9 protein-coding genes are annotated in these 11,155 nt (G+C 66.4%); 3 read left to right on the top strand and 6 right to left on the bottom strand.

All coding sequences use genetic code 11. The features are described 5' to 3' along the window. Window positions 1-282 precede the first annotated feature (282 nt). Entirely contained in the window at window positions 283-651 is a 369-nt protein-coding gene (locus AC1DUN_RS23860; protein ID WP_477716143.1) for an aminoacyl-tRNA synthetase, read from the top strand. Here the strand turns inward: AC1DUN_RS23860 and AC1DUN_RS23865 are convergent. Further along, window positions 632-3,136, bottom strand: coding sequence for an EAL domain-containing protein (locus AC1DUN_RS23865; protein ID WP_477716144.1), 2,505 nt, complete (start codon window positions 3,134-3,136; stop codon window positions 632-634). The genes AC1DUN_RS23860 and AC1DUN_RS23865 overlap by 20 nt on opposite strands. Before the next feature lie 254 nt (window positions 3,137-3,390). Here AC1DUN_RS23865 and AC1DUN_RS23870 point away from each other — a divergent pair, with 254 nt between their 5' ends. Then, window positions 3,391-3,690, top strand: coding sequence for an RNA recognition motif domain-containing protein (locus AC1DUN_RS23870; protein WP_477716145.1), 300 nt, complete (start codon window positions 3,391-3,393; stop codon window positions 3,688-3,690). Between the two features lie 9 nt (window positions 3,691-3,699). On the opposite strand, the gene AC1DUN_RS23875 is transcribed toward AC1DUN_RS23870, so the two are convergent. From AC1DUN_RS23875 to AC1DUN_RS23895, 5 genes are all read right to left on the bottom strand, one after another. Continuing rightward, entirely contained in the window at window positions 3,700-5,031 is a 1,332-nt protein-coding gene (locus AC1DUN_RS23875; protein WP_477716146.1) for a class I SAM-dependent methyltransferase, read from the bottom strand. A 159-nt stretch (window positions 5,032-5,190) separates the two neighbouring features. Then, a complete protein-coding gene (locus AC1DUN_RS23880; RefSeq protein ID WP_477716147.1) occupies window positions 5,191-5,973 on the bottom strand; it encodes a hypothetical protein in 783 nt (260 codons plus the stop codon). Window positions 5,974-6,045: 72 nt separating this feature from the next. Beyond that, window positions 6,046-6,501, bottom strand: a complete 456-nt coding sequence (locus AC1DUN_RS23885) for a CoA-binding protein (protein ID WP_477716148.1) — start codon at window positions 6,499-6,501, stop codon at window positions 6,046-6,048. Window positions 6,502-6,520: 19 nt separating this feature from the next. After that, the gene (locus AC1DUN_RS23890) at window positions 6,521-7,186 is read right to left on the bottom strand and encodes a thioredoxin family protein (protein WP_477716149.1); all 666 of its coding nucleotides are present in this window, start codon (window positions 7,184-7,186) and stop codon (window positions 6,521-6,523) included. A 47-nt stretch (window positions 7,187-7,233) separates the two neighbouring features. After that, a complete protein-coding gene (locus AC1DUN_RS23895; RefSeq protein ID WP_477716150.1) occupies window positions 7,234-9,432 on the bottom strand; it encodes a protein-disulfide reductase DsbD family protein in 2,199 nt (732 codons plus the stop codon). Between the two features lie 114 nt (window positions 9,433-9,546). Between AC1DUN_RS23895 and AC1DUN_RS23900 the strand changes: the two genes are divergently transcribed. Beyond that, complete coding sequence (locus AC1DUN_RS23900; protein WP_477716151.1) at window positions 9,547-11,133, top strand: B12-binding domain-containing radical SAM protein; 1,587 nt, start codon at window positions 9,547-9,549, stop codon at window positions 11,131-11,133. Window positions 11,134-11,155 lie beyond the last annotated feature (22 nt).

An 11,155-nucleotide genomic window follows, 5' to 3' on the forward strand; every position in this document is an offset into this window, starting at 1 on the left:
CGGGTCGGGTTGGGGTGACGCAAACGCGGTCGCGTTTGCATCCCCGTTGGGGCAGCCGCACGACGCCCAGCCGGCCGGCTGGGCGGTCGGGCGATTGAGCCACCCAGGCCCTTGCATGGGCATTAGCCCATGCGGCGTGCCCGGTCGGCCCACTCATCCCGATTGCACCCCAACGCGGCCCCGTTTAGACATTGAACAGGCTCTTAGGTGTGGGGCGGCTTTCGCTGGCCTCTTCGCCGCTTCGGATTTACCATGGCCGCAAGGGCTTTCCAGGAGCATTCCATGCGCATGAACGACCAGGAGTATTTCCGCAGCTGCATCGCCAAGGAACGGCACCTGGCGCAGCTGCTGGGCCACACCCACATCGAGGAGTGCTACGAAAGCGCGGGCACGCTCTGGGACAGCGCCCAGGCCCTGCCGCAGTGGACGCGCGACTGGGCGGCCTGCGGGCCGCTGCTGGCGGCCCACGGCATCAGCGTGGTTTTTGAGGCCGAAGGCGCGACCCTGGGCGCCACTCATGTGCAGTTTTCCGACCACCCGAATCGCGACCGGGCCCTGATGTACGGCATCGTCAAGGAAGTGATCTTCCGGCTGGAACACCACAAAACCGCACCCGCACCCGCGCCCGCCGTCACATGCGCAGCGTCTTGATAAAGGCTTCCAGCTCGTCAATCGGCAGCGGCTTGCAGAACAAATAGCCCTGGTAGCAGTCGCAGCCGTGGCGCGATAAAAAATCGCGCTGCGCCTCGGTTTCCACGCCCTCGGCCACCACGCCCAGCCCCAGGCTTTGCGCCAGGCCGATGATGGTGCGCGCGATGGCCGCGTCGTTGGGGTCGCGCAGTATGTCCTCGACAAAAGACTTGTCGATCTTGAGCTGGTCCAGCGGCAGGCGCTTGAGGCAGGAGAGCGACGAGTAGCCCATGCCGAAATCGTCCAGCGACAGGGTCACGCCCATCTTCTTGAGTCTGGCCATCTTGGTGATGGTGATTTCCATGTCCTCGGCCAGCAGGCTTTCGGTCAGCTCCAGCTTGAGCTTGTGCGGGCTGACCTGGGTTTCTTTCAGCGCGGCCATCACCAGGTCGACAAACTCCGGGTGGCGGAACTGCCGCACGCTGACGTTGACCGCGATGCTCAGCGCCGCGGTTTCGGGGCGCTGGGCCCAGGCCGCGAGCTGGCGGCAGGCGGTCTCCAGCGCCCACTGGCCCAGCGGCAAAATCAGCCCGGCCTCCTCGGCCGCCGGGATGAATTCGGCGGGCTGCACCAGCCCGCGCTCCCCATGGTGCCAGCGCAGCAAGGCCTCCACGCCGGTCATGCGGCCGTCGCGGCCCACCTGCGGCTGGTAGTACAGCAGGAACTGCTTTTCGCGCAGGCCGCGCCGCAGGTCCGACTGCAGCGCGGCGCTGGCGGTCACCGCGGCCTGCATGGCCGGGTTGAAAAAGCAGACCGTGTTGCGCCCGGCCATCTTGGCCTGGTACATGGCGAGGTCGGCCTGCTTGAGCAGGTCGCCGATGTTGTTGAGCGTCTGGTTGAAGGCGGTCACGCCTATGCTGCAGGTGCTGTAGTGCTGGTAGCCCGCCAGGCTGTAGGGCTCGCACAGCGCGGCCAGGATCTGCCCGCTCACGACCTCGGCTTTCACGGTCGCTTCGCGCGGGTCCTGGCCCAGGTCTTCCAGCATCACCACAAACTCGTCGCCGCCCAGTCGCGCCACCGTGTCGGTCTGGCGCACGCAGGCCGCCAGGCGCTTGGCCACCTGCTGCAGCAGCAGGTCGCCTTTCTGGTGGCCCATGGTGTCGTTGAGCGTCTTGAAGTTGTCCAGGTCGATGAACATCAGCGCGCCTTCGCGCGGGTGGCGCAGGTTGTGGCTCAGCGCCTTGTCCAGCCTGTCCATCAGCAGCTGGCGGTTCGGCAACTGGGTCAGCGGGTCGTAAAAAGCCAGGTGCTTGATCTCGCTTTCCGCCACCTTGCGCCGCGTGATGTCGCGGCCCACCGCCACCCAGTGGGTGAAGAACACGCCGGCATCGTCGGCCACCGGCACGATGTCGACTTCCATCCAGAAATGCCGGCCGTTCTTTTTATAGGTGATGAGTTCGGCCTGCACCGGCTCGCCCTTCTGGAAGGCGTTGCGTATGCGCTCGAGCTCGCCGCGCTGCGTCAGCGGCCCGCACAGCAGGCGCGGCGAATGGCCCAGCGCCTCGGCCAGGCTGTAACCCGTGTGCTGCTCGAAGGCATGGTTGGCGAAGATGATGCGCAGCCCGGGCCGGCCCGAGGGAACCGCCTCGGCGATCAGCACGATGTCGTTGAGCCGCGAGATGCTGGTCTCCAGCAGCATGAGCTGCTCGCGCGCCTTGCGCCGCTCGCTGACGTCGCGAAAGTAGATCGCCAGCCCGTCGGGAAAGGGGTAGGCGCGTATCTCGAACCATTTGTCCAGCGGCGCATACAGGGCCTCGAACTCCACTTGGTAGTTGCCCGCCACCGCCGCGCGCACTTTTTCGGAGAACAGGGTGTTGATGGCGCCCGGGAATTCCTTCCAGATGCTTTTGCCCAGCAGCTCCGTCGAAGGCCGGCCCAGCAGGCGCGCGCCTTCGCGGTTCAGGTAGCTGAAGCGCCACTGCGGATCCAGCGTGTAAAAGCCCTCGGTGATGCTCTCCAGCGTGATGCCCAGGCGCGTGGCCAGGCGCTGGGCGTCTTCCCCGGTCTGCTGCAGTGCCTGGGTGCGCGGCGCATCGAGCTGGGCGGCGGCCAGGCCGGCCAGGGTCTCCAGGTCTTCCTCCTGGTCGGCGCTGAGTGTGCGCGCCGCCTTGTCCATGACCGCCAGCACGCCCAGCAGGGTGCCGTCTTCCCGGCTCAGCGGCAGGCCGCGGTAAAAGGCGATCTCGGGCGCGCCGCGCGCCGGCAACAGCGGCTGGCGCGGCGGTGTATCGAGGCTGGCGCCACACAGCGCGAGCAGGCCCTCACGCTCCTGCGCGGAAAAACCGGTGCCCGCGATGAAGCTGGCCTCGCCGTTGTCAAGGCCGGCGACGAGGGCAATCGGTGCGCCGCAGGCGCGGGCCGCCAGCCGGGCGAGCCGGTCGGCGCCGGAATGCGGCAGCACATGGAGCGCGAAGGCGGGCGCCAGGTTGGGAACGGAAACGGACACGGGGCGAGCACCTCAGGGAGTCAACAGACATGCTGAGGCATGGTGCGGTGGTTTTTAACGCGAGATTTGCAAGTGTTGGCGATAAAGCGTTGCAAAACGTTCCGTCACTTACCGGCACACGGTTTTGTCCTACGCTGTGGATCGCACGCTCCCCACGAGGTATGCCCGCATCCCCCTTCATGCTGCACCACCTCCCGGCGCTATCGACGCTATCTTCCCGTTGTTCCCGTATTTTTTATTCCAGGCAAGGACCCATGAGCCCCCCAGAACTCGAGCAGTTGCAACAATGCCCCGACATCGCCACCCTGGAAACCGCCTTGAGGACCTTGTGCGCCCGCTTTGGTTCGGTCAGGCAGGTCAACGTCCTGCCGGCCGCCCATGCCGGCAAGCAGCAGGCCCTGTGTTTTGTGCGCATGGCCTCGGAGGAAGAGGAGCAAAAGCTCATGAGCGGCCTGGGCATAGGCCGCTTTGGCGGTGAGCTGGTGGTGGTCGTGGATTTGCTGGCTGAGCAGCCTCCCTCCGCGAGCGCGGACCTGTGGAGCTCCGCCGCTTAGGGCCTTTGTTTATGTCGCGGCTGCAGCGACCGAAACGTGCCTGAGCAGCAGGCGCTCCAGCGCGTTGAGCGTCTCATAGGATTCGGCGAAGTCGGCGAACAGCGCGGCATTGTCGGGCGCCGCGGCCTTGCCCTGCCAGGCCGCGCGGAACTGCTCGAAGATCTCGCCGAAGCTGCGGCGGCCGTCGATCAGCGCGAGAATCTTCGCGCCGTACTTGCCGGGGTTGACCGTCACGGACACACCCGAGTGCTGGTGCCTGAGCATGAAGGGCTGGCCGCGGCTGTTGCCGAAGACCTGGGACGCGATCTCGCCGGTCAAGGGCTCGTGGTAGAAAAAAGGCACGTAGTCGGTGTCGCCGTAGGGCGCGCAGCAGGCCGCGTCGCGCGTCAGGTACAGCGAATGCGTGATGATGCCGCCGCCCATCAGCTCGGCCATTTCATACTGCTGCCGCAGCGGCAGCTTGCGCAGCGCCGCGGCCATGGCCGGCGGCTTGCTGCCCAGCACCATGTGCGGCAGGTAGGGCGAGCGGCCGCGCTGCACGTCGCTGAAGGCCAGGTGCAGGCCGTGGCCTTGTTTCCCGCCCGCCGCGCCCTCGCCCAGCCAGTCGAAGAGCTCGCCCACGCTGTACGAGCGGTCCTGCGAATGCAGCAGCAAGTCGTAAATGCCGGCGTCGCCGGCCTTGTGGTCGTGGTGCAGGTCTTCACTGCGCTTGAACCAGTTGCCCGGCGGCAGGCTGGCCAGGATGTCGCGGGTGTTGGCGATCTTGCGCTGCGCGTCCGTCTCGCTGCCGTTGACCATGCGCATCAGCGCCTGCATCTGGTAGACGCCTATGCGGCCCGTGGTGGCGTAGACCATGAGCCCGATGGCACCGTCCGGCTTGAGCACGCTTTGCAGCGCCTTGAATCCCAGGTCGGGGTCGGCCAGGTGGTGCAGCACGCCGCTGCAGTTGATGTAGTCGAAGCTGCCGAGCTGCGCGGCCAATGCCGGCAGGTTCAGCAGCGAGTCATGCACCCAGCTGATGTTGCTGAGGCCGCGGATCTTCGCGCGCTCCTGGGCCAGCGCGATGCTGGCCTGGCTCATGTCCAGGTGCACGATCTGCGCGTCGGTGTGGCGCAGCTGCTCGGCCAGGAAGATGGTCGCGTCACCCGTGCCGCCGCCGGCCACCAGCGCCCGGAAGCCCTTCTGGAAGGACTGCTTTCCGGCAAAGCAGTAGTGGTTGATCATGGGCAGGTCTTCCAGCCAGGTCAGCACCAGGCGCTTGTGATCGTCCTGCGGGTTGCAGGGCGGGTAAGGCAGGGCTTCGTACTGGTTTCTGACCTCGGGCAGGTAGTTATCGGGCATGGGATTTCCGGAAATGGACGGCAAACCGCTATTGTCTACGGCGGCAGACATGTCTCCCCCCTTCTCCGCTCACTTCGTGTAGCGGGATCCCCCCTCAGGGGGCGACATCTACGGCCCGGCGAAGCCGGTTCCGTGCTGTCACTTGGTTAAGACAAGAGACTACCTGACGGGTAAGAACTGGAGGAAGGTACCGCCTAATAGGTTCTGCACATAGGTAATCACCGCGCGCCGGTATTTCTCGGTCAGCACCGAGGCTAGCAAGTCCAGCCGGCCTATGACCTTGCCAAACTCGCGCTCAAAACTCAGGTTGCGTTCACGCTCGGTGATCTCGTCGGCCAGCAGCAGGGGCTGGCCGGCGGCATTGCGGCGGTTCGACAGCATCCACACGGCGATCTCGATGTTGCGCGCGGCGTTGTAGATGTATTGCGCGTCCAGGCTGTCGGTCAGGTAGAAGGACGTCTTGCCGCCGTGGGCCGTCACCACCATGTCGGCGCTGGCATAAATAAAGGCGGCCACGCGGTCGCCCTTGAAGTCCGGGCCCAGGGCCAGCGACAGCGCGGCGATGTCGCGCTTGCCCTGCAGCTCCGGCCAGGGCGTGCGCGTGTCCACGGCCACGCGCAGCTGGGCCAGGGCCGCATCGCGGCTGACGGCGCTGGTCTTGCGCCATTCGGCGGGGTTGCGGCGGTAGAGCTTGTCGGCCAGGCGCAGCAGGCTTTCCAGGTTGTCGCGCATGCCCAGCGTGGCCATGCGGTTCGCGTCCGACTGGCCGACCTCGGCGGCGGCTATGGGCGCGGCCTGGGCTTCCCCTTTGTGGGTGGGCGCATCGCTGGCGCAGCCGGCCAGCGCCGCCAGGGCCAGCGGCAGGGAAAGGCGCAAGAAGGGGAAAAGTGAAGGCGGAACGGCGGGAGTGGTGGTGAAGGTGGGTGCCGTGCGCTGGGACATGGCGCATTTTCAGCGGCCATGCGCGGCCGCGCAAGCCTGGCTTTCCCGGGCTCTAGGGCCTGTTAACAGGCCCTAAGCCGTGCCGCTGCGGGCGCTATCCAGCAGGCCGCGCGACTGCAGCACGCGGTGGTCTATCTTGATGCAGTGGTCCTGCACCACCAGCAGGCCGGCGGCTTCGGCCTTGGCTGCCGCGGCCGGGTTGCTGATGCCCAGCTGCATCCAGACCGCCTTGGCGCCTATGGCAATGGCCTCGTCGACCACGGGCGGAATGTCCTCGCTGTTGCGAAAGCAGTTCACCAGATCGATGTTCTCGTGGCGCGCGGCCTCGCTCAGCGAGGCATAGGCTTTTTCGCCCAGCACCTCGGCGGCATTGGGGTTCACCGGGATGATGCGGTAGCCGTTGGCCTGCATGTAGCGCGCCACGTCGAAACTCGCGCGGTGCGGGTGCGGTGACAGGCCCACCACCGCGATGTTGCGGTAGTGCTTGAGGATGTGCGGCATGCGCTCGGCGGGGGATAGTGTGGTCATAAAGATGCCCGGCGGCTGCTTAGGCCGCGTCCTTGTATTTGACGGAGCAGCCGTAGGCGCGGCTGCTCGCCACGCTCAGCGGCTTGCCGCCCAGCGCTTCCGTCAGGCCCTGGCGCACATAGTTGGTGGCGGTCTTGATGTCGTCCACGCGGGCCGAGGGAATGCTGTCTATGCCGCCCGCATACAGCAGCTGGCCCTGCGGGCTGATGATGTACATATGCGGCGTGGTCTTGGCGCCGTAGAGCTGGCCCACCTGGCCCGACTCATCCATCAGCGTGGCGCTGGGCTGGCCCTGTTTTTCGGCCATCCAGCCGGCGAGTCTGGCCGGCGCCAGGTAGTCGCTGCTGCCGGCTTCGGTGGAGTTGACGGCCAGCCAGACCACGCCCCTGGCGGTGAATTCTTTTTGCAGGCTTTGCATATTGCCGCTGTAGTGCTTGCGCACAAAGGGGCAGCCCGGGTTGGTCCATTCCAGCACCACCAGCTTGCCTTTGTAGTCACTGAGGCGGTGGGTTTTTCCGGCGGTGTCCACGGCGGAAAAGTCGGGCGCCGCCTGGCCCACGGCGGCCGTCGCGGCCTGCGCAGCAAGCGGGGACAGCGCAGCCGAGGCCAGCCAGGGTGCGGCGACCAGGGCGCTGGAAAAATGCCGGCGGGTCAATGGTGAAACAGCGGGGTTGCGATTCGACATGGCTTGAACTCCTTGGCGAAGAAATCAATGGCGGGAACAGCAAGATCTCACAGCTTGGCCAGCTCGGCCCTCACATCATCGACCGACAAAATCTCCGACAGCACAACGGGCGCGCGGCCGGGCTTGTAGATCACATACACCGGCACACCGTTGCGGCCCAGCTGGGCCAGCGCCGCCGTCACGGCCGGGTCGCGCCGTGTCCAGTCGGCGCGCAGCAGCGCCACGTTTTTGGCCTGGATGTCGGCCAGCACCGCGGCATTCGAGAGGGTGGTCTTCTTGTTGTACTGGCAGGTCACGCACCAGGCGGCGGTGAAGTCGACGAACACACTTTGCCCTTGTGCGGCGAGCTGGTCAACCCGGCCCGGTTCCCAGGCCTGCCAGCCGCCGGCGGCCGGCGCGGCCGAGTTAACCGACGTGAGGGCCACAGGCCGCGTGATATTCGGGCCCACGGCCCACAGGCCCAGCGCGCCCAGCGCGATGGAAAAAGCCGCCAGCAGCGTGCGCGCCGTGCCGCGCAAGGTGAAAGCCCAGATCACCAGCGCCATCAACACCAGCAGGGCCAGCAGCGCGCCCGCGCCGTCCACCCCGCTTTGCTGGCCCAGCACCCAGACCAGCCAGGCCACGGTGGCGAACATCGGAAAGGCCATCAGCTGCTTGAAGGTCAGCATCCAGGGGCCGGGGCGCGGCAGGACGCGCGCGACGGCCGGGATGGCGCTGGCCGCCAGGTAGGGAATGGCCATGCCCACGCCTATGGCCGCGAACACCGACAGCGCCTGCGGGGCCGGCAGGCCCACCGCATAACCGAGCGAGGCGCCCATGAAAGGCGCGGTGCAGGGCGAGGCGATCGCCGTGGCCAGCACACCCGACAAGAACGCATTGACTGTGGGATTTTTCGCCTGCCAGCCCGCGAGCCGGCCCGGCAGCACATTGCCGAATTCAAACAGGCCCGCGAGGTTCAGGCCCAGCAGCGTGAACAGCGCCGCCATCAGCGCGACCACCGCCGGGTTCTGCAGCTGAAAGCCCCAGCCCAGTTGCTCGCCCGCGGCACGCAGGCCCAGCAGCAGCGCGCCCAGCGCCAGGAAGGACAGCACCACACCCACGGTATAGGCCAGGCCGGTGGTCAGCCGCGTGGCGGCGTCTTTCACCTGCACAAAACCGACGACCTTGATGGCCAGCACCGGGAACACGCAGGGCATGAGGTTGAGCACCAGCCCGCCCAGCAAGGCGCCCAGCAGCGCGGCGAGCAGGCCCACGGGCGGCGGCGTGCCGCCGGCCTGCACCGGCGCGGCGCCGGCAGCGGCATTGGCGCGCAGGGCGGCTTCGAGGGCGGGCGGCACCACGGTGGCGGCCGCCGGCGCGGGCCAACTGCCCTTGACCGGCGCGTCTATGCGGTAGGCCACATTCTCCAGGGCCACCACCAGCGGCATACTGGCCGGGCTTTCGCTGCGCTGGCCGGACAAGGGCACCTCCGCCGTCCAGACCGCGCCCTGCCAGGCTTGCTGCCAGGCGGCCGCGGGTTCGATCACGCTGCCGGTTTCGGGATACAGCGCAAGTGTCTTGCTCTGCAGCGCGGCGGGCAGGCCGGCCAGGGAAATTTTGATGGATTTGCCGCCGCCGACTTCCACCTGGCTGGCACCGGCCGCCAGCGGCCTGGGCGTGGCGGCAAAGGTGTCCTGGAACAGCTGGCTGCTGGCGGCCGTCGAGCTGCGCACCGGGATGCTGAGCGCGAACTCGCCCTCTTGCGGAATGCATTCCTTGCGGCACACCAGCCAGGCCGCCTTGAGTTTGACCTCAAGCTGGTTGCCGGCAAAGCTGGGCGCCACCGTCAGCGGCACCGGCAGCAGCACGGTTTTTTCATAGCCGTAGTTGGCCAGCGTGCCTATGGGAATCTTTTTCGGCGTCGGCCAGGCGATCTCACCCGCGTCAATGCCGGCCGGCAGCTGCCAGTCGAGCTGTGTGGGCAGGCCCGAGTCGCCTGAATTCTTCCAGTAGGTATGCCACTCGGGCTGGTGCGTGAGCTGCAGCCCCACCCAGACCGGCTTGCCCGGCTCCACGCCCTCGGGTGCCCACGCCAGCAGTTCGGCCCGCACCTGCTCGGTGGTGACCACGCTGGCGGCCGCGCCCCGGCTGCTTTTGCCCGGCAAGTTCAAAGGCGTGTTCTGGGCGCTTGCCACCGTGGCTATTGCGCCAATCGCTATCAAAAGCGTAGCGGACAGGGCGGCGAACAGGGGGCGCTTGAAATCCATGGTGGGGGTGTGAGCGGGCGGTGGGGGCATTAGTTCCTGGGGCGGCCGGCGCCGGGCTTGCGCGCCAGCCAACCGATTACAGCCCATTCCAGAGCCAACTCCGATAATAGGGTCATGCCCCGTATTGTCCTCGCCACCCTCAACGCGAAGTACATCCACGCCTCGCTGGGCCTGCGCTACCTGTTGGCGAATATGGACAGGCATGGCGGGCCCGGGCTGCGGCAGGCCACGCAGCTGCGCGAATTTGTGATCCAGCAGCGGCCCACGCAGATCGTGGAGGAACTGCTGGTGCTGCAGCCCGAGGTGATAGGCCTGGGCATCTATATATGGAATGTGGTCGAAACCACCCAGTTGGTGCGCCTGCTCAAGGCCTTGCGGCCGGATATCAAGATCGTGCTGGGCGGGCCCGAGGTCAGCTATGAGACCGAACAGCAGGAAATCTGCCGCCTGGCCGACCATGTGGTCACCGGCTGGGGCGACGTGAGTTTCCCCAAGCTGTGCCGCGCGCTGCTTGACGGCCCCCAGCCGCTGATGAAAGTGATTGCCGGCGAACAGCCGCCGCTGGAAACGCTGGCCCTGCCCTACAACGAATACACCACTGAAGACCTGGCCAAGCGCCTGCTGTATGTCGAGGCTTCGCGCGGTTGCCCCTTCAAATGCGAGTTCTGCCTGAGTTCGCTGGACAAGACCGCCTGGGCTTTTGACCTGGACGTGTTTATGGCGGAAATGGACGCGCTCTACCAGCGCGGCGCGCGCAATTTCAAGTTTGTCGACCGCACCTTCAACCTCAAGGTCGAAAACTCGGTGCGCATCCTGCAGTTCTTCCTCGACCGCATGGCGCCTGATTTATTCGTGCATTTCGAGGTCGTGCCTGACAGCCTGCCCGAGCGCCTGAAGACCTTGATCGCGCAGTTCCCGGCCGGCTCGCTGCAGTTTGAGGTCGGCATCCAGAGTTTTAATTCCGAGGTGCAGCAGCGCATCTCGCGCAAGCAGGACAATGCCAAAACCGCCGACAACCTGCGCTGGCTGGTGAGGGAAAGCCAGGCCCATGTGCACGCCGACCTGATCTTCGGCCTGCCCGGTGAAACCCTGGAAAGTTTTGCCGACGGCTTTGACCGCCTGTACGAACTCGCGCCGCATGAAATCCAGTTCGGTATCCTCAAGCGCCTGCGCGGCACACCCATCACCAGGCACACGGCGGAATTCGCCATGGCCTACGACCCGCAGACGCCGTACACGATTCTGCAAAACTCCACGATCGACTTCGCCACCATGCAGCGCATCAACCGTTTTGCGCGCTACTGGGAGATGGTCGCGAATTCTGGGCGCTTCGCGCGGGGGCTTGAGTTGCTGCTGGCGCCCGGCTCGGCATTCGGCAACTTTTTGCGTTTCAGCGACTGGTTGTGGTTGAGCACCGCCAAGACCCATGAGTTTGCGCTGGAGAAGCTGGTGGATTTGCTGTTTGATCACCTGACAGCCGTGCGCGGCCTGGCTGTGGAAGATGTACGCGCTGCGCTGCTGGCGGATTACCTGGCCGGCGGTGCGCGCGGAAGGCCGCAGTGCCTGGCCGACGCCCTGGTTTCGGTGCGGGTGGCGGCGCCGCTGCGGGCCGGCCGGCACGGTGCCGAGCGGCAGGGGCGGCATCTGGGGCAGCAGGCCGGGCACAAGGAAGAGATCCAGAAGGCTGCCGCGGCGGCTTGAGTCCGCGTAAATACCTCAAAAT

It is taken from the genome of Polaromonas sp. P4_F6 (assembly GCF_056401275.1).

Bases quoted from the DNA above. Each gene is read 5' to 3' on its own strand.
- AC1DUN_RS23860 (WP_477716143.1), top strand. From the start codon at position 283: ATGCGCATGAACGACCAGGAGTATTTCCGCAGCTGCATCGCCAAGGAA.
- AC1DUN_RS23870 (WP_477716145.1), top strand. From the start codon at position 3,391: ATGAGCCCCCCAGAACTCGAGCAGTTGCAACAATGCCCCGACATCGCC.
- AC1DUN_RS23875 (WP_477716146.1), bottom strand. From the start codon at position 5,031: ATGCCCGATAACTACCTGCCCGAGGTCAGAAACCAGTACGAAGCCCTG.
- AC1DUN_RS23880 (WP_477716147.1), bottom strand. From the start codon at position 5,973: ATGTCCCAGCGCACGGCACCCACCTTCACCACCACTCCCGCCGTTCCG.
- AC1DUN_RS23885 (WP_477716148.1), bottom strand. From the start codon at position 6,501: ATGACCACACTATCCCCCGCCGAGCGCATGCCGCACATCCTCAAGCAC.
- AC1DUN_RS23890 (WP_477716149.1), bottom strand. From the start codon at position 7,186: ATGTCGAATCGCAACCCCGCTGTTTCACCATTGACCCGCCGGCATTTT.
- AC1DUN_RS23895 (WP_477716150.1), bottom strand. From the start codon at position 9,432: ATGGATTTCAAGCGCCCCCTGTTCGCCGCCCTGTCCGCTACGCTTTTG.
- AC1DUN_RS23900 (WP_477716151.1), top strand. From the start codon at position 9,547: ATGCCCCGTATTGTCCTCGCCACCCTCAACGCGAAGTACATCCACGCC.